Consider the following 23,661-nt stretch of genomic DNA (forward strand, 5'->3'; position numbering starts at 1 on the left):
CGGGGCCTGCCAATCAGACCGGGGGCCCGCCGGCGTGAGGTTGCTGGCCGTGGGGCTGCTGGCCGTGGGGCTGCGTCGTCGGGTATGGGGGCGAGCTGCCGTAGGGGGTCGGGCTGCTGTACGGAGACGGGTTGCCGTACGGAGACGGGCTGCCGTTGTACGGATTCGGATGGCCGTTGTACGGGAACGGGCTGCCGTACGCGTACGGCGTGGGCCCGCCCGCGTACGGCCGGCGGGGTGGCCAGGCGGCGGTGTAGCCGGGCGGCCGGCGGTGTGTGGCCCGGGCCGCGTACGCGAGGGCGGGGCCCGCGATCTCGCGGCGCTGCCACAGGTGGTGCAGCAGCTCCAGCTCGCGCGCGGCGAAGTCCGGGTCGGCCCTGCCCCGCCCGGCCTGCCGGCGCAGGGAGGCCAGGGACGTCGCGAACGCCTCGTACTCGGCGACCGCGCGCGCCGCCGCCCTGCCGCGCTCCTTCGCCTCCTTGGCACGGACCCGCGCGTAGTCCGGGTGGTACGGATGGCCGGAGGCGCTCACCGCATACCGCCGGCGCGCCGCGTTCCTGGCCAGGGCGCGGGCCCGCATCGAGGCGAGGGCGCGGGGCTCCTCGGGGGTGAGCCAGCCGGCTTCGGCGTACGCGGGGAGCTCGACGGCCAGGGAGCGCAGCTCCTTGCGGCGGGCCCGGACCACCTGCCAGGTCAGCAGGCCGAACACCGGGACCATGAACGCCCCGTACACGATGTAGAAGCCGAACCTGCCGAAGGTCGCGGAGCCGTTCCACAGGGCGTGCATGCCCATCGCGAGGACCAGGCCGAGCAGCGGGACGGCGATGCGCCGCACCCGGCGGCCGGGGGCGCTGCTCGCGGCGATCCCGAGACCGATGCCGGTCAGGACGGTGAAGAGCGGGTGGGCGAAGGGGGTCATCACGGCCCGGACCAGGAACGTCACCACGGTCACCGCCGCGAAGCCGGAGCCCAGCTGCTGGTCCTCGCCGAAGGCGTTGCCCAGGTAGAGGATGTTCTCGGTGAAGGCGAACCCCGTCGCGGTGAAGCCGGCGGCGACGGCGCCGTCCACGATCCCGGTGAACTCCCTCCGGCGGAAGAGGAAGAGCAGCAGGACGGCCGCGGCCTTGGCGCTCTCCTCGACCACCGGTGCGATGACCGTGGCACCGAGGGTGTCGGCGTTCCCCGGATCGCTGTCGGCTATCCACCGGATCGCGAACGAGTTGGCGAGGATGGCGACCAGGGCCGCCGCGCACGCCCCCCACGCGAAGGCGAACAGCAGATTCCGCCACGGGGTCGGCTCGACCCGGTCCAGCCAGCGGAAGGCCGTCATCAGCACCGGGACCGGCAGGACGGCCAGGCACAGGCCGACGAGGAAGCCCTCGGTGCCGGTCTGATCGCGGACCAGGGCGAGGATCACCACCCCGCAGAGCGCCAGCAGCGTGAAGACGGCGACCACTCGGAACGTGCGGTTCCGCCAGAGCGGGCCGACGCGGCGCGGCCGGTAACGCCACTGGCCGCGCGCCGGCACGGCGGCCAGGATCTCGCCGACCCGTTGCTCCTGGAGCACCGGGACGGCCGGCTGATCCCACCGTTGTCGCTGAACAGACCCATCGGACACCCCTTGACCCTAACGAGCGGGTCCGACAACGGCCATGGTGCCCGCCGGGCTCAGACGCGCGCGAACAGCAGGTCGTGCACGACGTGGCCCTTCCCCAGACCCTGGCCCTCGAACCGGGTCTGGGGGCGGAACGCGGGGCGTGGGGCGTAACCGCCGTCCGCCACCGTGTTCTCGAAGAGAGGGTGCGCGGTCAGCACTTCGAGCATCTCCTCGGCGTACGGCTCCCAGTCGGTCGCGCAGTGCACGATCGCCCCGGACTTCAGCGGGTCTGCCAGCAGGTTCAGGAATTCCGGCTGGATCAGCCGGCGCTTGTGGTGGCGGGACTTGGGCCACGGGTCGGGGAAGTAGACCCGCAGCCCGTCCAGCGAATCCGGCTCTAGCATCTCGCGCAGCAGGATGATCGCGTCGCCGTTGGCGACCCGGACGTTGGTCGAGCCGTTCCGGTCGGCGAGACCGAGCAGGTTGCCCTGGCCGGGCGTGTGCACGTCGACGGCGAGGATGCCGGTCCCCGGGTCGTCGGCGGCCATCTGCGCGGTGGCCTCACCCATGCCGAAGCCGATCTCCAGGACCACCGGGAGGCCGTCGAACAGGGCGGGCAGGTCGAGGACGCTCAGCCCGTCGATGTCCAGGCCCCACTTGGGCCAGAGCCGTTCCAGGGCGTTCTGCTGGCCGGGTGTGACCCGGCTGCGGCGCGGCTGGAAGCTGCGGATGCGGCGCTCGTGGTGCGAACCGGCCGGGTCGGCCGCGGGGCCGCCGGGGAAGCGGGGCTCCTGGCGCATCCGGCGCGCGCGCTCCAGGGACGCGGCCCGCACGTCGTCGGGGATGCCGGCGGTGGTGGGCACGGTGCCGTCGGGCGTCGGACGGGAGGGGTTCTTGGGCTCAGACACAATGCCCTGATTCTACGGGGCCGGGCATCCCGCCACGGCGGGCGCGGGGATCATCCCGCCGTCGCCCGCTCCGGCGGCTTCCAGCCGGCCGCCCGGGCCCGGAGCAGGGCGCGGCGGGCCACCTCGCGGCCGATGGGCAGCGCGGCGGTGGCGGCGGGCGACGGGGCGTTCAGCACATGCACGGTGTGCGGGGCCTCGCGGATCAGGAAGTCGTCCACCAGCGTGCCGTCCCGGAGCACGGCCTGGGCGCGGACCCCGGCGGGCGAGGGGCGCAGGTCCGCTTCCGTGACCTCGGGCAGGAGGCGGCGGACGGCCTCCGTGAACGCGCGCTTCGAGAGGGAGCGGTGCACCTCGCCCGCCCCGTAGCGCCAGTGTCTGCGGGCGATGCGCCACGAGCCCGGCCAGCTGAGCGTGTCCATCAGCTCGCGGGGCCGGACGACGGGCCAGCCGTAGCCCTCGCGGGCGGCGGCGGGCACCGCGTTGGGACCGACGTGGACGGAGCCGTCGAAGCCCCGGGTCAGGTGGACGCCGAGGAACGGGAACGCCGGGTCCGGCACCGGATAGACCAGCCCGCGCACCAGCTCGGGCCGCGCCAGCTCGTAGTACTCCCCCCGGAACGGCACGATCCGCATTCCCGGGTCGTCGCCGGCCAGCCGGGCGATCCGGTCGCAGTGCAGCCCCGCGCAGTTGACCAGCACCCTGGCCCGGACCACCAGCCCGTCCGCCGTGCGCACGGCCACGCCCCAGGGGCGGCGGTCGATCGCCGTGACCTCGGCGCCGAAGCGGATCACGCCGCCCGCGCCGCGTACCTCGTCGGCGAGGCGCCCGGCGACCGCCCGGAAGTCGCACACGCCCGTCGTGCCGACCCGGATCGCGGCGAGGCCCCGCACCTTCGGCTCGTACTCGGCGATCTGCGCGGGCCCCAGCTCGCTCACCGGCAGCCCGTGCTCGCGGCCACGCTGGACCAGGGCGTGCAGCCGGGGCAGCTCGGCGCGGTCCGTCGCGACGATCAGCTTGCCGGTCACCGCGTGGGCGATGGAGTGCTCCCGGCAGAAGTCGGTCATCTCGGCGCCGCCGCGCAGCGCGTACCGCGCCTTGAGTGATCCCGGCGGGTAGTAGATGCCGCTGTGGATCACCCCGCTGTTGCGCCCCGTCTGGTGGCGCGCCGGGCCCCTCTCCTTCTCCAGCACGGTCACGCGGGTGCCCGGCGCGGTGCGCGTGAGCGCGTACGCGGCCGACAGGCCGACGATCCCGCCGCCGATCACCAGCACATCGCAGTCGTACGCCGCGTGCGTCATCATCACGCCACCTCCCACCCCGATAGTGCACTGACCCACTGACAACGCACTCAAACCGATGCGGCCAGCGTGGCGCTTCCCAGGAAGCGGTACTTCCATGCCGAAGCCGGTGCTTCTATGCCGGGGCGACCAGCAGAGGGCGGGCGCGCTCGCGCAGCTCCACGACGCGCGGCTCGTCCCCGTACGGTTCAAGGCGGTGCAGCAGGTCGCGTACGTACTCCGTGGTGCGCGCCGACGAGATGCGGCCCGCCACCTCCACGGCCCGGGTGCCCGCCGCGCAGGCGGCGTCCAGATTCCCCGACTCCAGCTCGGCGACCGCCGACACGACGAGCCGCAGCCCGTGCGAGCGGACGAACTCCTCGGTGGGGCGGGACAGCGCCTGCTCGGTGAAGCGCCGGACCTGGCGGGGTGCCTTCAGATCGAGATGGCACTCGGCGGCGTCGGCCGCGAACCGGTCGTACGAGTAGAAGCCGAGCCACGCCGGGTCGGCGTCGCCCTCCCGGGAGCGTTCGAGCCAGCTCTCGGACGCCTTGAGCGCGGCCCCCGCGGCCGGCGCGTCGTTCGCCTTCGCGTGGGCGCGGGCCTCTACCAGGCGGAAGAAGCTCATCGTGCGGGCGGTCGCGAGGCCCCGGTTGCGCTCGACGGCGGCCTGCGCGAGGTCGACGCCCTCGTCGGCGAAGCCGCGGTAGGTGGCCTGGAGCGACATCGACGCCAGGACATAGCCGCCGAGCGGCACGTCGGCCGCCGCCCGCGCGAGGCGCAGCGCCTGGATGTAGTACCGCTGGGCCGCCTCCTGCTGGCCGGTGTCGAAGGCCATCCAGCCGGCGAGCCGGGTCAGCTCGGCCGCCGCGCCGAACAGCGCACGGCCGACCTCGTCGCTGTACGAGCCGAGCAGGAGCGGGGCCGCGTCCACGCGTAAGCACTCCGGGACCATCGAGGAGCGCCAGTCCCCGCCGCCGTACTTGGAGTCCCAGCGGCGCGCGTCCTGGGCGGCCTCGCGGAGTTTGGACACATCGCTGTGGCCGACGCGCAATGAGGAGGCATCGCCTCCGGATTCGGGTCCGGGCTGGGCCGGGATCAGAAGGCTGTGGCCGGTGGCGGTGCCGGTCGCCTGGGCGGGCGATACGGGTGTGCCCGGCTGGGCGGGCGCCCCGGCGGAGCCGTGCGCCCCCGGTGCGCCGTGCGCGCCGGGCGGCTGCCCCCCGGCCGTGGCCGGTGCCCGCGCGACCGACGGGTCGGCGGGGGATATCAGCCAGCGGGACGCGGGTGTGGCGTACGCGCTCACCGAGAACGAGCCCGCGAGCGACTGCCAGATCCCGCCGCTGCCCGCGCGCCGCCCGGCCAGATCCAGCCGGTACAGCTCCGTCGCGGACCGGACGGCCGCGTCCACGTCACGCGGGAACGCCAGGCCGACCTCCGGCGCCGGGTCGGCGTCGGCGAGACCGATCTCGTGCAGCGGGACGGGCCGGCCCAGCTTGGCGCCGATCGCCGCGGCGATGAGATGGGGCGCGGCGCCCTGGGGCACCATGCCCTTGGAGACCCACCGGGCGACCGACGTCTTGTCGTAGCGCAGGGTCAGTCCGCGCTGCGCCCCGAGGTCGTTGACCCGGCGGGCGAGCCCGGCGTTACTGATTCCCGCGAGGGCGAGAACGGTGCCGAGCTTCTCGTTCGGTCCTCGTTGCTCCCTGGACATGGCCACCCCTCGACACACAGACGGCAGCCGCGTCACCGTCTCGGCGCGCGGCATTCGTACCGTGTTCTCCCCAGGGATGAACCCTGTCACTCCGCCCGCACACGCATTTGGCCGTGCCCCGGGGAATATGCCGCCCTGTAGAGAACATCAGTGCACCCAGCGTAGTTCGTCGCATCCCTACCGTTAAGGGCCGGACGTCCGTATGGCGGGATTGTTGTCCGTCCCGGCCATGCGCGGGGCGCCGTGGGGCGGGAGGTGTCGCGAGGGGCGTACGGGGCGGTGGAGGCGAACACGCGGCGGAGGAAGGGAAAAGGAAGAGCGGGGGAATGGCGGGGGCGCGGGGGAGAGGTGGTGGAGACCGCCGGCGCGGGGCTGGAGCCGGTCCGTGCGGGCGTGCGATTCCGCTTCGCGACGGCGGTGTCACGTGCTTCGTCGCGCCGCTCCCGCCACTTGCCGACCGGTGCCGACCAGCGCGGACCGGCGCGCGGGGCGTACGTGTCCGCTGTCGTCCCGCTCGCTCCCGGTCGGTCCGGCCGGGGTCCTCCGAGGGCTCCGTGTGTGCACCCCGGTGTGTGGCCGTGCGCCCGCACGTGCGCTCTGGCCCGGTCCCGGAGGCGGCGCTTGCATGGGTGCTGCGTGGATCGGCCCGCTGCGTTTGACGCAGGGGGCTGGGGGATATCGCCGCCTCATTCCCCGCAGGCGGTGGACCGGTCCGGGGGGCGAGGCCCGCCTCCCGGACCGTGTGTTCCCGGGGATTCCGACGGTCCGGCGGCCGCGTGGCCGGGCGGATGCGTTGACCGGCGCGGCGGCGGCCGAATAAGGCCAAATCAGAGTGAATCGGTCAATGGATCATGTGGCCAACGGTTCCACTCCGCCCTGAGATTGGCCGGATGTCGACGGTCTGATGAGGTCGGGCCGGGGGATGTGCGGACCGTTCCGCCGTTGCGGGGTCCGGGCACGGGGATTGGCCGGAAGCGGGCCGTTCGCGCGGGGCCGGACCGGGGAACGCAACGCCCGGAATCCACAATTCCGTTGCTCTCCCGGGCGACGCGCGCGAGCCCCGCGCGGAACGCGCGGCCCGGCTGCCGCCCGGCGGCCTTTGCCAGGGGCGCATGCACTCACGACGTGCGCCGTCCGTAGCCACTCCTGCGCGCCGTTGTCGTGGCAGCATGTCCGCAACGGCGCCGATCGTCACCGGAGTTCTTCCGGGTTCTTGCCTGCCGCGCCGTTTTGTCCACAGCCTGTGGAGGCGGCGATGCGTTGGTTGGTGGGTTGGAGCAGTATCGCCGCGAGCTTCGGCACGGCCGGGGCGGTCGGCGGCGGTGATGACGGGCGCACGATGCACCCCGTGGGCTCCCAGCTCCTGTGGGGCGACCCCGATCCGCTCTGGGCGGTCGGCGACTGGCGGCCCGACGAGATCCGCACCGTCCGGGTGGACACCGCCGAGGGCGCCCCCATGGTCCGGCTCGCCGTCCTCGGCTGCTGCGGGGCCAGCGACGAACAGCTGCGCGTCGGCCTGCTCGCCGCCCGGGGCGGCGCCCTGCGCCACCTCACCGCGTGGACCGGCAGCTACACGGTCGTCGTCCAGATCGGCCGACGGATCACCGTCGTCGGCGACCTCGCCGGGGCCCGCCCGGTCTTCTACACCCCGTGGGCCGGCGGTACGGCGTACGCCACCGCCGCGCTGCCGCTCGCCGACCTCATCGAGGCCCAGCTCGACATCGGACACCTGGCCGCCCTGCTGGCCTGCCCCGAGACCCCGGAGGCGCTGCGCGACGGCACCCCCTACGCGGGCGTGAAGCGCATCCCGCCCGGGCACGCCCTGATCCTCCGCGAGGGCTCGCGGGAGATCACCGGTTACGAGGCGGTGGCCTCCCTCGCCGTCGCGGCGCCCGAGCTCGACCCGGTGAGCGCGGTCGACGGGGTGCGCGACGCCCTGGTCGAAGCGGTACGCGCCCGGCTCCTGGCCCCGCGCCACGCCCCGGAAACCCTGCCGCCCGACCCCGGCCCGGTCCCCGGCATGGGCCCGGCCGAACGCCGCGCCGCCAGGGGCGCGCCGGTGCCCGGCATCGGCGCCGACCTCTCCGGGGGCAGCGCATCGGCGACCCTCGCCCTGCTCGCCGCCGGTCTCCCCGGACTGCCCGGCACGATCCTGGGCCACGGCACCGGGGCGGGGGAGCGGCTGCTCGCCGTCACCTTCAACGACCTGACGACCCGCGCCCACGAACCCGAACTCGAACGGGCCCGCGCCATCGCGGCCAACCCCCGGCTGCACCACGTCGTCGTCGCGGCAGGCGAAGAGGCCCTGCCCTACGCCGAGCTGGGCGCCGGACCGCTCACCGACGAACCGGCACCCTCCCTCGTCCTTGCCGAACGGCACCGGCGCCGGCTCTCCGCGGGCAGCGCCGACCACTTCGTGGGCGCCGGCGCCCGGCAGGTGCTCGACGCCCACCCGGCCCGCCTCGCCGACCTGCTGATGGACCGGCGCCGCCGCCACCTGCTGCGCCCGGTCGCCGCCCTCGCCAAGGCCGAAGGCCCCTCCGCGCACTCGCTGTTCGTGCCGCTGACCGTCTACCGGGCGGCCCGCAAGCTGGCCCGTACGTCCTATCGGACCGGCCTCGAAACGGCCGCGGGCCGGCTGCCCGACGCCAACCGCCTCGCGCCCGGCCTCGACACCCCGGCCGATGCCTCGCTCGCCGCGCTCGCCTGGTCGCGGCCGGGGCCGGCCGCCCGGTGGCTGACCGGAGAGGCGCTGGCTGAAGTATCGGTTCGCCTTCAGGAGGCGGCGATCCGTCCCTCCTCGGTGCAGCGCCCCGGCGAGGCCCGGGCGAGGGCCGCCCTCGCCCGCAGCGCCGCCGACCACCGCATCCTGGAGCAGGCCGCCGAGGTCCGCAGCCAGCGGCTGCACGCCCCCTTCCTGGACAACCAGGTCGTACGCGCGGCCCGGGCGCTCCCCGAGTCGCTGCGGGTCCAGCCGGGCGCCCGCGCGGCGATCCTGCGCCGCGTGCTGGCCGGCGCGGGCATCCACGAACTGCCGCCCGGCTGGGGCGCCCCCTCGCAGCACACCTCGACGGCGGTGACCCGGACCGGGCTGCGCGCCGCCCTGCCCGAGCTGATCGCCCTCTTCGACGCCCCGCTGCTCGCCGATGCCGGTCTGGTGGAGGCCCGCGTCGTACGCAAGGCCCTGCGCGCGGCCTCCGAGGGGGAGCCGCTGCCCCTGGACGGCCTCGCCGAGCTCGCCGCCACGGAACTGTGGCTGCGCCGCCTCGTCTCCCGCCGCGGCACCTGCTGGACCGGCACGGCGGCCCCCCGGCAGCGCGCGGTGGCGGGGGGTGTGGTCCCGGCCCGGCGCTCGCTTCAGGGGTGAGCGGGGGCGGGCGCGCCGGGTGTTCCGAGGGCGAGGGCGCACCGGGGTGGGTTCGTCCCCAGGCGTTCTGGTCCGTCCGACCGCTGCCCACCGCCACTTCCGCGGGGACACAATGGTGCCGTGCGGTATCTGATCCTGGGCGCCACCGAGGCGCGAGACGAGAACGGTGGTGCGCTGCCCCTCGGCGGCAGCAGGCTGCGTGCCCTTCTCGCCGCGCTCGCCCTGCGGCCGGGACGCCCCGTGCCGGTGGCCGACCTCGTGGACGACGTCTGGGCGGACGATCCCCCCGCCGACGCGCCCGCCGCACTCCAGGCCCTCGTCGGGCGGCTCCGCCGGGTGCTGGGCCGGGAGGCGCTGGCCAGCACGCCGGGCGGTTACCGCCTGACGGCCGGCCCGGACGACGTCGACCTCTATGTGTTCGAGCGGCTGGCCCGGCAGGGCGGGGCCGAACTGGATGCGGGCGCGCCGGACCGGGCCGCCCGGACCCTGCGGACCGCCCTCGCCCTCTGGCGCGGCCCGGCCCTGGCCGACCTGCCCGACGGAGACCAGGGCCATGCGCTGCGCCCCGAGGCCCACCGCCTTGCCGCCCTGGAACGCCGCATCGAGGCGGACCTGCGGCGGGCGAGGGGTGGCGCCGGGGGCGCGGGCTCGGGTGGCGCCGGAGGTGCGGGCTTCGGCGGTGCGCATACGGCTCCGGGCGTGGGCTTCGATGGTGCGCATACGGCTCCCGGTGCGGGGCACGCCGCAGTCACCACGGCTGCCGGGGGCCTGGGGGCCACCGTCGCCGAGGTCTCCGGTCTCGCGCAAGCCACGGGGGCCGCCGACGCCACGGAGTCCGCTCCCGAGGCGCCCGCCCTCGTCGATCCCCACCCCGCCGAGCCCGCCGAGCCCGCCGAGGCCCCCGCCCTGCCCGCCGCCGCCCTGGTCGCTGAGCTGACCGAGTTGACCGCCGCCCACCCGTACGACGAGCGCTTCCGAGGCCAGCTGATACGGGCTCTGCGTACCGATGGCCGGCAGGCCGACGTGCTCGCCGCGTACGAGGACGCGCGCCGGGCCCTCGCGGACGGGCTCGGCACCGACCCCGGGCCCGAACTGGCGGCCCTGCACCGCGAACTCCTCGCCCCGGCGCCCGCGCCCGACGAAACCGGGTTGTTTCACGTGAAACCCGGGCGGAGCAATTTGCGCCCCCGGCTGACCTCCTTCGTGGGGCGCGGGCCCGAACTGCGCGCCATCCACGACGACCTGACCCGGTCGAGGCTGGTCACCCTCACCGGCCCCGGCGGCTCCGGGAAGACCCGACTGGCCGAGGAGTCCGCCGCCCAGCTGACCCCCGCCCCGGGCGCCGCTCCGCCGGATGTCTGGATCGCCGAACTCGCCCCCGTCGAGGACCCCGAGGCCGTCCCCGGTGCCGTGCTCTCCGCGCTCGGGCTGCGCGAGACCGCCCTGCTGCGGGACACCGGCCTCGATGCCGCGCCTCCGCGCACGGACCCGGTCGACCTGCTGGTCGACCGTCTGGGCCACGGCGCCCGCCCCACACCCGTTCTCCTCGTGCTCGACAACTGCGAGCACGTCATCGGCGCCGCCGCCGCGCTGGCCGAGACCCTGCTGACCCGCTGCCCGCATCTGCGCATCCTCGCCACCAGCCGCGAACCGCTCGCGGTCCCCGGCGAGTCCGTACGACCGGTCGGCCCCCTTCCCGCCGACCCCGCGCACCGGCTGTTCACGGAGCGCGCCAGGGCCGTGCGCCCCGGTTTTGACCCCGGTCAGGGGCCCGCGCACGACGCGGACGCCGTCGCGGAGATCTGCCGCCGGCTGGACGGGCTGCCGCTCGCCATCGAGCTGGCCGCCGCCCGCTTGCGTCTGCTCGGACCGCGTCAGATCGCGGACCGGCTCGACGACAGGTTCCGGCTGCTGACGGGCGGCAGCCGGACCGTGCTGCCCCGCCAGCAGACGCTGCGCGCGGTTGTCGACTGGTCCTGGGACCTCCTGGACGAGGACGAGCGCACCGCCCTGCGCCAGGTCTCCGTGTTCGCCGGCGGCTGGGACCTGGCCGCCGCCGAAGCGGTCATCAGGACACCTGCCCGCCCCGGCGGGCACGCCGCCGACACCGCCGACCTGCTCGGCGCGCTGGTCGACAAGTCCCTGGTGGTGGCCGCCCCGGGTGCGGACGGCGCGATGCGCTACCGCCTCCTGGAGACGATTCACGAGTACGCCACCGAACGGTGCGCCGAGGCCCCGGAGGCGCGCGCCGCCGCCGAGAGCGCGCACACCGCGTACTTCCTCGCCCTGGTCGAGGAGGCCGACCCGCTGCTGCGCTCCGATGGCCAACTGCCCTGGATCCAGCGTCTGGAGACCGACCTCGACAACATCCGGGCCACGCTCCAGCGCACCACTTCGCCCGCCACCTCATCCGAGGCGGAGGCGGCCCGTCTGGTGCTGGGCATGGGCTGGTTCTGGTGGCTGCGCAACTACCGCTCCGAGGGCCTGTCCTGGACCCGGAAGGCCCGTGCGCTCGGCCCCGAGCCCACCGACGAGTCGGACCCCCGGTACTGGCCGCGGATGAACCTGCACATGCTGTGGTTCTTCTTCGCGGCGGAGAGCGGGCAGTCCGCGATGGCGCACGACGACACCTCGCTCCGCGCGCTCGTGGTGCGGGTGGCCGACGCGTTCGCCGCCTCGCTCACCCACAGCGTCCGGTTCCCGGGACTGCTCTGGCCGATGACCGCCTATCTCACCGGTACGCCGGAGAACGCCCGGGAGAAGATCGACGCGGCGGTCGACAACGCCCGCGAGCACGGCGGCCCGTGGGAGTACGGCGTCATCCTGATGTTCCGCGCGCACATGGTGGTCGACATGCCGGGCGGCATGCCCGGGATCGATGACGACCTGGACGAGCTGCGCACCCTGAGCCGCCGCATCGGCGACCGCTGGATGCGCGCCCAGGTGGCGAGCGCGGCGGCCGAGGCGGGCATGATGCGCGGACGTTACGCCGAGGCCCGCATCGCGTACGAGGAGGCGCTGTTGCTCGCCCGTGAGGTCGGTGCGCACGCCGAGGCGCCGTTCCTCCTGGCCCGGCTCGCCGAACTCTCCTACCGCACCGGAGACCTGGCGGACGCCCTACAGCGGCTGGACAGCTCGGAGGCCGAGGCCGAACGCCACCAGTCCCACGACGCCACCGCGTACGTCCACTACCTGCGCGCCACCATGGCGTTCTACCGGGGCGACATCGCGGACGCCCGGCGGCTGCTCACGGTCGCCCTGGAGGAGGCCGGGCGCGGCGGCCCGCCGTCGCACTTCACCGTGGCGATGGCCGGCCTGTCGGCCCGGATCGCGGTGCACGAGCCAGGGCCCGACGGCGGCCTCGTCGTCGGGGCGCGCGGGCTGACCGACTCCCTGGTCGCGGCCAAGGAGGCCCAGTGCGCCGAGATCGTCACGGGGCATCTGGCGGACGGCGCGGTGTCGGTCCTGGCGAGGCTCGGCCACCACGCGGTGGCCGCCCGCGTGTCCGCCGCCGCCGACGACTGGCGGCGGACGTCGAGCCCGCGGACCGAGGGGGAGCTGGCCGAGACCGACGCGGCCGGGCGCCTGTGCCGCGAGGCGCTGGGCTCCGCACGCTACGAGGAGGAGCGCGCCGCAGGCCACGGGTTGTCCCTGGACGACGTCATCGCCCTGTTGCGGGAGATCGTCGCGGATCTGCCGTGACGAGCGCGGGCCGGCCGCGCCGTGGGGGTCCTCGATCCTCAGCGGCAGCTGATGCGTGACTCGGCCCAGTCCGCGAGGGCGACCCCGCCGAACGGCTGCTCCGGCTCGACCACCAGCCGAATCCGCTCCTGGCCCGCCACATTCACCCCGACCGGCACGGCGGGGTCGTTGCCCCGGACCACCGGGGACTGCCACAGCCGTGTCCCGTCCCCGCCGAACACCGAGAACCGCACCGCGCCGAGTCCCATGGTGAGGTCGTCCACCCCGGCCATGGCCTCGTAACGGGTGCACTGGCGGTTCAGCTGGATGACCACCGAGGAGCGGCCGTTGACGGTCACCCCGTGTGCGTATCGCGTACCGCCGACCGATACGCCGGAGCGCTGCCAGACCCAGCTGCTCTCCCCGAGCACCACCTCGGGTGCGGTGTGGTCGCCGAAGAGGGAGTAGTCCAGCTCGCTGACCTGGTAGACGTCCGGTGCCGGAGCGGGAGGCGGCGGCTTCGGGGCGGGTGTGGTGGGGATGGGCTTCGGCGGTGTGGGCGTAGGCGTCGGCGTGGGGCGCGGCTCAGGAGGCGGCGTAGGCGTCGGCGTGGGAGTCGGTTTGGGCGTGGGAGCGGGAGTGGGCTTCGGCGGTGTGGGGGCCGGCGGCGCGGGCTTCGGGGGCGTCGGCTGCGGCGGGGTCGGCGTCGGCGGCGTCGGTGAGGGCACCGCAGGAGCCACGGCCGGGGGCTTGGGGACCGGCTTCGCCTCGGGCCGCGGGCTGTCGTCGCCCACCAGGGCCCAGACGATCCCGGCCGCCGCCGCGACGGCCACCGCCGCGGCGATGCCGGCCTTCGCGGGTGCGCCCAGCCCCTCGGAGGCCGCCGCACCACCCGCCGTGCCCGCGGACGAGCCGCCTCCGGTCGCCGCCGCTGCGGCACTCGCCCCGGCGGCGCCGACCGCGCCTCCCGCCACGATCCCGGCGGCCTTGAGGGCGTACCCGGCGGCGAACCAGCCGATGACCGCGACCGGCAGCAGCGCGGGGATACCGGCGTTGACCTGGGCCAGCTCGCCCGCCGCGACGCGGCACTTCGCGCACTCGTCCAGATGCCCGCGCAGCCCGCGCTCCGCCCGCATCCGCAACCCGCCCCGGGCATACGCGCCGAGCCGGTCGGCGTACCGCGCGCAGTCGCCGCCGGAGGTGAGCGCCTGGCTCACATGGGCTTGCAGATACGCCTGCTTGAGCCCTTCACGCGCCCGGCTGGCCAGCACCGACGTGGCGTTGGCGGTCAGCCCGAACAGGGGCGCGATGTCGCTGGGCGACTCCTCCTCGACGGTGGTGTGCCACAGGACCGCCTGCCAGCGCTCCGGGAGGCTGCGGAACGCCTGCATGGCCATCGACTGCTCGGCCTCGTGCATCGCGAGCACATCCGCGCCGAGGTCCAGGGTGTCGTCGTCGGACACCTCGGACGACCGGGCGGCCTGGGCGGCGAACGCGGCGAAGTCGTCCACCAGCTGCTCGCGCTTCGCGGTCTTCGTCCAGGCGGCGGCCACATGCCGGACCGCCGTCATCAGGTAGGCGCGCACCGCCTCCTCGGGCCCCTTGCCGCCCCGTACCGCCTGAAGGGTCCGGGCGAAGACCTCGGCGGTCAGGTCGTCGGCGGTGTGCGCGTCCCGGCAGCAGCTGCGGGCGTAGCGGCGCACGGCCTGCGAGTGCCGCCGGAACAGTTCGTCGTAGGCGAGGTTGTCGCCCTCCCGCATGCGCTGGACCAACTGCGCGTCCGACGGCCCCGCCGCCGCGCCGTCCGCCCCGCCGGAGCCCCGCCCCGTCCGCTGCATCGGCACGGCGGGAACGGCCTCGGCGGGACCCGTGCTGGGGCTCTCGGGAGCGCTCTCCGCCCCGCCGTCCTCGGCCGGTGCGGGCGGCCAGGGGCCCGGCAGGACCGTTCCGCCTAGGTCGTCCGCCTGCGCGTCGGCATCGTGCCGACCGGGGCCGGCCTGGCTCGGCACCTGGTGCCCGGGTGAGCCGGCCGGCTCCGTACCGCCGCCGGCGGTGGACACACCGTCGTACGACTCTTCCCTCTGCCCGTCACCGCTCATCGCGGACGCCCCCGTATGCGCCATCGGACCCGAATACCGGGCAAGCGTGCCACAGAGCGCCGATGCTGCGTGCCCTCAGTCCCGCCAACCACTCATCCGGGGTGTCCTCGCCGAATGCGAGCACTGAAGGGCACTCATTCGGGGAAGGCGCGAGGGGTTGGGTTGACGTGCGGGCGGGCGGGAGGCAGGGCGTCGCGGCCCCGCTCCACGCCCGGCGTCCGTCACTCGGGGCGCGAGCGCAGTCCCTCCAGCAGGATGTCCAGCAGCCGGGAAGAGGCCGCCGCCTGCTGGGCCGCGTCCGGCAGGGAGGGGGCGGCCGTCGCGATGACCAGCAGGACGTCCGACACCGTCACATCGTGGCGCAGCTCGCCCGAGGTCCGCGCCCGGTCGACCAGCCGCCCCACGACCTCCAGCAGCTCGGCCGCACCGGCGCCCAGGTCCTCGTCACCGGCCTCCGGATCGGTCCGCTGCCGGGACACCGCCCGGGGCGCGGCCGGGCCCGTCTCCTGCCGCTGCTGGGGGACCCGGGGCTCGTCCCCGGCCTCGACGGCCTCACCGACCACGGTCGAGTCCTCGGCCTCCACACCGACCCGCAGTATCTGCGGGGGCAGGAGCCGGCCCGCCCCCGAGGCCACGGAGGTCCGAAGGAAGCGCGAGAGCGCCGACCACGGCTCGTCCTCCTGCCCGAGCGCGGAACGCGCCTGGTCGGTCAGCCGGGAGGTCTCCTCCTCGGCTATCCGGCGCACCAGCACGTCCTTGCTGGGAAAACGCCGGTAGACCGTGCCGACGCCGACCCTGGCCCGACGGGCCACATCCTCCATCGGGGCCCCGTACCCGAGCTCCCCGAACACCTCGCGCGCAGCGCGCAGTACGTGTTCGAGATTGCGTTGCGCGTCCACCCGCAGCGGGGCCGACCGTGCGTGCGCCGACGCACCACCGGGCTGGGCAACGAGCCCGTTGCCCAGCGCGTTCACCGCCGCCGGAGGCACGGTCGCCGTGGTGCCGCCCGTTCCGTTGAGGGTGCCAACTGCCCCGATGTGCCCGCTGCCTTCAGGCGCGACAGCAGCGGTCGGCCAATGCGATTCCTGAATATCCATAACTGTTCCCCCGGTTATGACGTCTCCCCCCGGAGACTCCCGCCGTGTCCGTCGAGGGGGGACCGATGGTCACCGTCCGACACCCCGACGACATACGAACATAGTTGAGCCCGGGTCAATTCAGAAGAGGGCAGTTCCGCCCGGAGCGCCCCCCGATCGGCGCAAGGACCGGTTGGTCACCACTTGATCCCCGTCCCGGCCCCGTACCGCAATGCCTGACCTGCGGGGCTTGCACACCAACGGTCCGTCCGGCATCACCGGCCCGTCCACGTCCTCCGGTCACACAATTTGCCGGGGCTGTGGACAAACTCCGGCGCACGTTGCGTCATGGGGTGGTGATGGCTTCAGCTTCCGGGGGCACGCCCCCCGGCCCCCCGCCGGGTGCGCGCATCCTCATCGTCGGTGGGGGCTACGTCGGGATGTACACAGCGCTGCGTCTCCAGCGGAAGCTGAAGCAGAGACTGAGAAGCGGCGAGACCGAGATCGTGGTGGTCGCGCCCGAGCCCTACATGACGTACCAGCCGTTCCTCCCCGAGGCCGCCGCCGGCTCGATCTCACCGCGCCATGTCGTCGTACCGCTGCGCCGCGTCCTGCCGCACTGCACCATCGTCATCGGCGAGGCCCGGGCCATCGACCACACCAAGCGCACCGCGACCGTCACCACCCTCGCCAGCGGCGAGGACGGCACCGGCGCCCTGGAGATCGAGTACGACGAACTCGTCCTGGCCCCCGGGTCCGTCTCGCGCACCCTCCCCGTCCCCGGCCTCGCCGACCACGGCGTGGGTTTCAAGACGATCGAAGAGGCCATCGGGCTGCGCAACCACGTCATCGAACAGATGGACATCGCGTCCGCCACCCGCGACCCCGCCGTCCGTGACGCCGCCCTGACCTTCGTCTTCGTCGGCGGCGGCTACGCGGGCGTGGAGGCGCTCGCGGAGCTGGAGGACATGGCCCGCTACACCTCGCGGTACTACCACAACATCAAGGCCGAGGACCTGAAGTGGATCCTCGTGGAGGCCACCGGCCGCATCCTGCCCGAGGTCGGCGAATCCCTCGGCCGGTACGCCGTACGGGAACTGCGGGGACGCAACATCGACGTACGCCTCGACACCCGGCTGGACTCCTGCGAGGACCGCGTCGCCGTCCTCAGCGACGGCTCCCGCTTCCCCACCCGTACCCTCGTGTGGACGGCGGGCGTCAAACCCGCACCCCTCCTCGCCGCCACCGGCCTCCCCCTGGACGGCCGCGGCAGGCTCAGGTGCACCGCGAAGCTGACCGTCGAGGGCACCGAGCACGCCTGGTCGGCCGGCGACGCCGCCGCCGTACCCGACCTCACCGCCGCCGAAACCGGCCGCACGACCGCCCCCAACGCCCAGCACGCCGTCCGCCAGGCGAAGGTCCTCGCGGACAACGTCACCGCCGCGCTCGACGGGGCACCGCTCACCGAATACCGCCACAGCTACGCGGGCTCCGTCGCCTCGCTCGGACTCCACAAAGGCGTCGCGCACATCTACGGGCGCCGGCTGAAGGGCTATCCGGCCTGGCTGATACACCGCATGTACCACCTAAGCCGGGTCCCCACCCTCAACCGGAAGGCACGCGTCCTGGCCGAATGGACGCTCGCCGGCCTCTTCAAACGCGAGATCGTCTCCCTGGGCTCCCTGGAACATCCACGGGCCGAATTCGAACTCGCCGCCGGACGCCGCCCACGGCCCGGCGGGGACGACTGTCAGTAGGGTCCGCCACACTGGACGTGTGACCATGGGTGGGCCCACATCTGCACAGAGTGACCCGGCAGGCAGCAACAGACAGTGACCAGCGAAGACCGCCCCAGGAGCGACGAACGCGCCCGACGCCCTGGCAGAGGAAGCACCCGCCCGAGCGGACCAGACCGACACACGAGGCCAGAAATTCCGTGAACTTCACGCGTTGGAGCGCCCGCCTCCCCGGTACGCAGCGTCGCGCCGCCCGGGAGGACCACAGCTCCGTACCGGCGGCCCGCGCCGAACCGGGCGCCGCCCCGCCGCAGGGCGGCACCGTCGGTGTCCCCCTGCCCTCGGCGCCCGACCTGGAGGACCTCTCCGCCCGCGACATCCTGGGCCGGCTGCCTGCCCTCGTCGCCCTGGTGCACGGCCCCCACCACCACATCGCCTACGTCAACGACGCGTACGCCGCCGCCTTCGGCCCCCGCCCCTGCGGCGCCCCGGCCGCCGAAGTGATGCCCGAGCTGACCGAGATCGGCCTGATCCCCCTCATGGACCAGGTCCTGCGCAGCGGCACCCCGCGCACGGTCAAGTCCCGCAAGGCCGCCGACGGCCGCTCGTACACCGTGACCTGCACACCCGTGCGCCCCGACGAGGAGAAGGGTCGCGACAGCGGAGTCCTCGTGTACGCGGCCGACGTCACCGATCACGCCGAGGCCGCCGAGCGGCTGCGCGCCAGCGAGGGCCGCCACCGGGAGACCGCCGTCACCCTCCAGCGCTCGCTGCTCCCGCAGGAGCTGGAACAGCCCGACGACCTGCGGATCGCTGCCACCTACCAGCCGGGCGGCACGGATGCCGCGGTCGGCGGCGACTGGTACGACGTCATCACCCTGGGCGCGGGCCGCACCGCGCTGGTCATCGGCGACGTGATGGGGCGCGGGGTGCGCGCCGCCGCCGTCATGGGCCAGCTCCGCACCGCCGTACGGGCCTACGCCCGCCTGGACCTTCCGCCGCACGAGGTCCTTCAGCTTCTCGACGGGCTCGCCGCCGAGATCGACGCCAGCCAGATCGCCACCTGCGCCTATGCCGTGCACGACCCCAACGAGGGACTGCTCGTCTACTCCTCCGCCGGCCATCTGCCGATCCTGGTGCGCGACGAGGACGGCACGGTCCGCCGCGCGGAGGACCCGATCGGCCCGCCGCTCGGTACCGGCGGCTGGATCCACACCTCGGGCACGATTCCGCTGCCGCCCGGTTCCACCGCCGTCCTCTACACGGACGGGCTGGTCGAGCGCCGCAGCGAGGACATCGACGAGGGCGTGGGCGCGCTGGAGCGGGCGCTGTCCGGGGCGACGGGCGCGCCGCAGGTCGTCTGCGACCGGCTGATCCGCTCCCTCAACGTCACCGCGGAGCACGACGACGACGTGGCGGTCCTGGTCGTGCAGCACCCGGCACGCACGGGCACCGCCGCCGAGCTGTTCCACAACGCCTCGCTCGACCTGCTCGGCGGCATCGAAGCGGCTCCCCGCGCCCGCGCCTTCGCGACGGGCGTGCTCGCCTCGTGGCGGTTCCCGGTGGAGCTGTGCGACCTCGGGGTCCTCGCCGCCGGGGAGCTCGTCGCGAACTCCCTCCAGCACGGCACCCCGCCGATGCGCCTCGGCCTGCGCCGCACCGACCGCCGCCTGATCATCGAGGTGACCGACGGCGACGACCACCTGCCGCGCCGCCGCCGCGCCGAACCGGCGGACGAGGCGGGCCGGGGCATCTCGATCGTCGCCTCGATCGCCACGTCGTGGGGGAGCCGCCGCACGCCGGGCGGCGGCAAGGCGGTGTGGTGCGAGTTCGTCCTGCCGCGGTGATGGCCGCGCTCAGCGCGCGGCGGCCACGGGCGCCGGCGCGCTCTCCGGCACGGAGACCGCCACCACCCGCGAGGGCACGTGCGCGAGCGAAGGCTGGTCCTGTACGGGGGTGAGCCGTCGGCCGAGCCGCAGCGCGAGCGCGGTGATGCCCAGCGAGAACAGCACGAACGTCACGATGTACGGGCCGTGCAGCGAGGCCCCCATCGGACCGCCCACGGCCGGGCCGACGGCCAGCGCGAGCTGCTTGCAGAGCGCGAACGCCGAGTTGTACTGGCCCACCATCGACTCCGGCGCCAGGTCCGCGACCAGCGGCGCGACGGTCGGCGACAGCATGGACTCGCCGAGCCCGAACAGCGCGTACGTGGAGATCATCGCGGCCGTCGCCATGGTCTGGCTGCCGTGCCCGAGGCCCGCGTAACCGGCCACGATCCAGGCGAAGGCCCAGATCAGACCGACCGCAGCGATGACCCGGGAGCGCCGCCGGCGCTCCACGAGACGAAGCACCACGAACTGGGCGACGACGATCGCGGCGGTGTTGGCGGCCAGCGCGATGCCGAGCGTGGAGGGCTCGATTCCGGCGGCCTCGGTGCCGTACGCCGCGAGCCCGGACTCGAACTGTCCGTAGCAGGCGAAGAACAGCACGAAGCCCAGCACGCACAGCTGCACCATCGCGCGGTGCGAGACCAGCGCCCGCAGCCCGCCGCGCGGGGCCGGTGCCCCGGCCACCGTCTCCGGCGCGCGGACGGGGGCGCTCGGCATCCGCACGGTCGCCGCGATGACGCCGAGCACCAGGAACATCACCGCTTCGATCAGGAACAGCAGCGTGAACGACGCCGGGCTGCTCGTGTCGACGATCTGCCCGCCGACCAGACCACCGATCCCCAGGCCCAGGTTCTGAAGGAAGAACTGCATCGCGAAGGCCCGCGTGCGGGTGGCGGGACCGGTGCACCGGACAAGCATGGTGGCGAGCGCGGGCTGCATGACGGCGGTGCCGGCACCGAGCACGGCCGCCGCCAGAACAGCGGTGGTGACCTGCGAGGACACACCGAGCGCGACGGCACCCAGGGAAGCGACGGCCGAGGCGGCGATCAGCACGGGCAGCGGCCCGCGACGGTCGATCGCCCGGCCGGTGAACGGCAGGACGGCGAGCGCCGCCATGGCGAAGACCGCCAGCACGATCCCGGCCGTACCGGCGCCCAGATCCCGTACCTGCGCCACATAGACGTACAGGTACGGAACGGTGAACCCGAGCCCGAACGCACTCAGCGCGCTCCCCAGCTGGATCCGCCGCAGTGCTGCGCCCATTTCCCTGGTCACACTCACCTACCTCAAACTCTCGAAACCTCTGAGTCGTACCGATCGAACGACTCGAACCCGAAGACTTTATCACTAAAGTTAGATGTTGAACACTACGACTCGAAGGACTTCGACAGCTATGGGGGCGTGTCATACTGCGCGCCATGTCCGACACCACCGAGCCCGGACCCGATGAGCCGAGCCTCGACGAGCAGATCGCCGCCTACCAGCGCGAGTACCGCGACCTGGACCCTCAGGTCGAACAGGTCGTCTCCGCCCTGGGCCGGCTGAACCGCCGGATGAACGTCGCGTACGGGAGACAGCTCGCCGCGCTCGGCATCAGCAACGCGGAGTGGGAGGTCCTGAAGACGCTCGTGCTGGGCGGGGAGCCCTACCGCCTCGGCCCCGGCGAGCTCGCCAAGCGGCTCGGCCTGACGCCGGCCGCGATGACGCACCGGATCGACCGGATGGCCGGTGAGGGCCTGGTGACCCGGGACCGGGACGAGAACAACCGCGTACGCGTCATCGTGGAGCTGACGGACGAGGGCCGTACGAAGTGGCTGGAGGCGATGCGGATGGCCACGGACTTCGAGGCGGACCTGCTCCAGGACCTCGACGGCGAGGAGCGCGGGGTGCTCGGCGCGATGCTGACCCGGCTGCTGCGGAGGGTGGAGCACGCCCAGCCGGACGCCGGCGGCCGGCTCACCGACCTGGACTGAGCGACCCTGCCGGGCAGGCGGGGAGGGGTTGACACGCCCCTCGGCGATCCGTAAGGTTCTTCGGGTTGCCACGGAGCCTGAACGGTTCTGCGGCAGCCGATCCCGCCGCAGACGCGGCACACCAAACTCAGCACGATCTCCCGTTCGGGGAAATTTCGGCATGCCGAAATTCATTTCGAAGGCCCGATTATGAGCCGCCGGGAAAATCCGCTAGAGTTTTGGACGTCAGAAGGGCCCAACAGCCCGGAGGACAAGCCCCGCTGACTGGGAATCAGGCCCGAAAGGATCTGATAGAGTCGGACTCGCCGGAAAGGGAAACGCGAAAGCGAAGAACTGGAAAGCGAAAATCGCTTGACCCGCTTCGGCCGGGAATCGGACACGAAAGAGTCTGATAGAGTCGGAAACGTAAGAACGAAGGGAAGCGCCCGGAGGAAAGCCCGAGAGGGTGAGTACAAAGGAAGCGTCCGTTCCTTGAGAACTCAACAGCGTGCCAAAAGTCAACGCCAGATATGTTGATACCCCGGCCTGCTTCGGCAGGTTGGAGGTTCCTTTGAAAGCGCTACACGGCCCTTCGGGTCCGGGTAGGCAAAACACAGCGAGGACGCAGTGGACAACAGGTCATATTCCGACCTTGTTGTTCCGCTCTCGTGATGTGTTCCCCGATTACGGGAAAACATTCACGGAGAGTTTGATCCTGGCTCAGGACGAACGCTGGCGGCGTGCTTAACACATGCAAGTCGAACGATGAAGCCCTTCGGGGTGGATTAGTGGCGAACGGGTGAGTAACACGTGGGCAATCTACCCTTCACTCTGGGACAAGCCCTGGAAACGGGGTCTAATACCGGATAATACTTTCTCCCTCCTGGGAGAAGGTTGAAAGCTCCGGCGGTGAAGGATGAGCCCGCGGCCTATCAGCTAGTTGGTGGGGTAATGGCCTACCAAGGCGACGACGGGTAGCCGGCCTGAGAGGGCGACCGGCCACACTGGGACTGAGACACGGCCCAGACTCCTACGGGAGGCAGCAGTGGGGAATATTGCACAATGGGCGAAAGCCTGATGCAGCGACGCCGCGTGAGGGATGACGGCCTTCGGGTTGTAAACCTCTTTCAGCAGGGAAGAAGCGAAAGTGACGGTACCTGCAGAAGAAGCGCCGGCTAACTACGTGCCAGCAGCCGCGGTAATACGTAGGGCGCAAGCGTTGTCCGGAATTATTGGGCGTAAAGAGCTCGTAGGCGGCTTGTCACGTCGGTTGTGAAAGCCCGGGGCTTAACCCCGGGTCTGCAGTCGATACGGGCAGGCTAGAGTGTGGTAGGGGAGATCGGAATTCCTGGTGTAGCGGTGAAATGCGCAGATATCAGGAGGAACACCGGTGGCGAAGGCGGATCTCTGGGCCATTACTGACGCTGAGGAGCGAAAGCGTGGGGAGCGAACAGGATTAGATACCCTGGTAGTCCACGCCGTAAACGTTGGGAACTAGGTGTTGGCGACATTCCACGTCGTCGGTGCCGCAGCTAACGCATTAAGTTCCCCGCCTGGGGAGTACGGCCGCAAGGCTAAAACTCAAAGGAATTGACGGGGGCCCGCACAAGCAGCGGAGCATGTGGCTTAATTCGACGCAACGCGAAGAACCTTACCAAGGCTTGACATACACCGGAAAGCATCAGAGATGGTGCCCCCCTTGTGGTCGGTGTACAGGTGGTGCATGGCTGTCGTCAGCTCGTGTCGTGAGATGTTGGGTTAAGTCCCGCAACGAGCGCAACCCTTGTTCTGTGTTGCCAGCATGCCCTTCGGGGTGATGGGGACTCACAGGAGACTGCCGGGGTCAACTCGGAGGAAGGTGGGGACGACGTCAAGTCATCATGCCCCTTATGTCTTGGGCTGCACACGTGCTACAATGGCCGGTACAATGAGCTGCGATGCCGTGAGGCGGAGCGAATCTCAAAAAGCCGGTCTCAGTTCGGATTGGGGTCTGCAACTCGACCCCATGAAGTCGGAGTTGCTAGTAATCGCAGATCAGCATTGCTGCGGTGAATACGTTCCCGGGCCTTGTACACACCGCCCGTCACGTCACGAAAGTCGGTAACACCCGAAGCCGGTGGCCCAACCCCTTGTGGGAGGGAGCTGTCGAAGGTGGGACTGGCGATTGGGACGAAGTCGTAACAAGGTAGCCGTACCGGAAGGTGCGGCTGGATCACCTCCTTTCTAAGGAGCACTTCTTACCAAGCTTTGCTTGGTCAGAGGCCAGAACACCGGCGAGTGTCCGGTGCTGGTAGCTCATGGGTGGAACGTTGACTACTCGGCACGGCACATGAGTGTTCACCAGTACTGCTCTTCGGGGCGTGGA

At 72.7% G+C, this 23,661-nt stretch carries 12 protein-coding genes and 1 rRNA gene; 6 read left to right on the top strand and 7 right to left on the bottom strand.

Annotated features, from left to right (window positions below; genetic code table 11):
- Positions 1-13: 13 nt before the first annotated feature.
- The 4 genes from OG338_RS15610 to OG338_RS15625 all read right to left on the bottom strand — a co-directional run bounded on the left by OG338_RS15610 (position 14) and on the right by OG338_RS15625 (position 5,496).
- Positions 14-1,618: a PrsW family glutamic-type intramembrane protease gene (locus OG338_RS15610; protein ID WP_405937902.1), complete on the bottom strand. Its 1,605-nt coding sequence runs from the start codon at positions 1,616-1,618 to the stop codon at positions 14-16.
- Positions 1,619-1,668: 50 nt separating this feature from the next.
- Positions 1,669-2,505: a tRNA (guanosine(46)-N7)-methyltransferase TrmB gene (trmB, locus tag OG338_RS15615; RefSeq protein WP_405937903.1), complete on the bottom strand. Its 837-nt coding sequence runs from the start codon at positions 2,503-2,505 to the stop codon at positions 1,669-1,671.
- Between the two features lie 50 nt (positions 2,506-2,555).
- Positions 2,556-3,806: an L-2-hydroxyglutarate oxidase gene (gene lhgO, locus OG338_RS15620; RefSeq protein ID WP_405937904.1), complete on the bottom strand. Its 1,251-nt coding sequence runs from the start codon at positions 3,804-3,806 to the stop codon at positions 2,556-2,558.
- Between the two features lie 112 nt (positions 3,807-3,918).
- Positions 3,919-5,496 (bottom strand): sporulation protein, encoded by a 1,578-nt coding sequence (locus OG338_RS15625; protein WP_405937905.1) that lies wholly within the window; start codon positions 5,494-5,496, stop codon positions 3,919-3,921.
- A gap of 1,255 nt (positions 5,497-6,751) precedes the next feature.
- Between OG338_RS15625 and OG338_RS15630 the strand changes: the two genes are divergently transcribed.
- Together OG338_RS15630 and OG338_RS15635 are read left to right on the top strand one after the other, a co-directional pair.
- Complete coding sequence (locus OG338_RS15630) at positions 6,752-8,863, top strand: asparagine synthase-related protein (RefSeq protein WP_405937906.1); 2,112 nt, start codon at positions 6,752-6,754, stop codon at positions 8,861-8,863.
- Positions 8,864-8,983: 120 nt separating this feature from the next.
- Positions 8,984-12,565 carry an AfsR/SARP family transcriptional regulator gene (locus OG338_RS15635; RefSeq protein WP_405937907.1) on the top strand — a complete coding sequence of 1,194 codons (3,582 nt, stop codon included), beginning with the start codon at positions 8,984-8,986 and terminating at the stop codon, positions 12,563-12,565.
- A 38-nt stretch (positions 12,566-12,603) separates the two neighbouring features.
- Here OG338_RS15635 and OG338_RS15640 read toward each other — a convergent pair whose 3' ends face one another.
- Complete coding sequence (locus tag OG338_RS15640) at positions 12,604-14,643, bottom strand: sigma-70 family RNA polymerase sigma factor (RefSeq protein ID WP_405940435.1); 2,040 nt, start codon at positions 14,641-14,643, stop codon at positions 12,604-12,606.
- A 221-nt stretch (positions 14,644-14,864) separates the two neighbouring features.
- On the bottom strand, positions 14,865-15,740 hold the full coding sequence (locus tag OG338_RS15645) for a TetR/AcrR family transcriptional regulator (RefSeq protein WP_405937908.1): 876 nt from the start codon (positions 15,738-15,740) through the stop codon (positions 14,865-14,867).
- Positions 15,741-16,159: 419 nt separating this feature from the next.
- On the opposite strand from OG338_RS15645, the gene OG338_RS15650 reads away from it, so the two are divergent.
- Together OG338_RS15650 and OG338_RS15655 are read left to right on the top strand one after the other, a co-directional pair.
- Positions 16,160-17,476 carry an NAD(P)/FAD-dependent oxidoreductase gene (locus tag OG338_RS15650; RefSeq protein ID WP_405937909.1) on the top strand — a complete coding sequence of 439 codons (1,317 nt, stop codon included), beginning with the start codon at positions 16,160-16,162 and terminating at the stop codon, positions 17,474-17,476.
- Between the two features lie 179 nt (positions 17,477-17,655).
- Positions 17,656-19,302, top strand: coding sequence for a SpoIIE family protein phosphatase (locus OG338_RS15655; RefSeq protein ID WP_405937910.1), 1,647 nt, complete (start codon positions 17,656-17,658; stop codon positions 19,300-19,302).
- A 9-nt stretch (positions 19,303-19,311) separates the two neighbouring features.
- Here OG338_RS15655 and OG338_RS15660 read toward each other — a convergent pair whose 3' ends face one another.
- A complete protein-coding gene (locus tag OG338_RS15660; protein WP_405937911.1) occupies positions 19,312-20,607 on the bottom strand; it encodes an MFS transporter in 1,296 nt (431 codons plus the stop codon).
- 155 nt (positions 20,608-20,762) lie between these two features.
- On the opposite strand from OG338_RS15660, the gene OG338_RS15665 reads away from it, so the two are divergent.
- Positions 20,763-21,317, top strand: coding sequence for a MarR family winged helix-turn-helix transcriptional regulator (locus tag OG338_RS15665; protein ID WP_404002141.1), 555 nt, complete (start codon positions 20,763-20,765; stop codon positions 21,315-21,317).
- Positions 21,318-21,993: 676 nt separating this feature from the next.
- Positions 21,994-23,519 (top strand): 16S ribosomal RNA (locus OG338_RS15670).
- The last annotated feature ends 142 nt before the right edge of the window (positions 23,520-23,661 follow it).

It is taken from the genome of Streptomyces sp. NBC_00726 (assembly GCF_045161735.1).
Taxonomy (GTDB): Bacteria; Actinomycetota; Actinomycetes; order Streptomycetales; family Streptomycetaceae; genus Streptomyces.

Bases quoted from the DNA above. Each gene is read 5' to 3' on its own strand.
- OG338_RS15660 (WP_405937911.1), bottom strand. From the start codon at position 20,607: ATGGGCGCAGCACTGCGGCGGATCCAGCTGGGGAGCGCGCTGAGTGCG.
- OG338_RS15665 (WP_404002141.1), top strand. From the start codon at position 20,763: ATGTCCGACACCACCGAGCCCGGACCCGATGAGCCGAGCCTCGACGAG.
- lhgO (WP_405937904.1), bottom strand. From the start codon at position 3,806: ATGATGACGCACGCGGCGTACGACTGCGATGTGCTGGTGATCGGCGGC.
- OG338_RS15640 (WP_405940435.1), bottom strand. From the start codon at position 14,643: ATGAGCGGTGACGGGCAGAGGGAAGAGTCGTACGACGGTGTGTCCACC.
- OG338_RS15645 (WP_405937908.1), bottom strand. From the start codon at position 15,740: ATGGATATTCAGGAATCGCATTGGCCGACCGCTGCTGTCGCGCCTGAA.
- OG338_RS15630 (WP_405937906.1), top strand. From the start codon at position 6,752: ATGCGTTGGTTGGTGGGTTGGAGCAGTATCGCCGCGAGCTTCGGCACG.
- OG338_RS15625 (WP_405937905.1), bottom strand. From the start codon at position 5,496: ATGTCCAGGGAGCAACGAGGACCGAACGAGAAGCTCGGCACCGTTCTC.
- OG338_RS15650 (WP_405937909.1), top strand. From the start codon at position 16,160: ATGTACACAGCGCTGCGTCTCCAGCGGAAGCTGAAGCAGAGACTGAGA.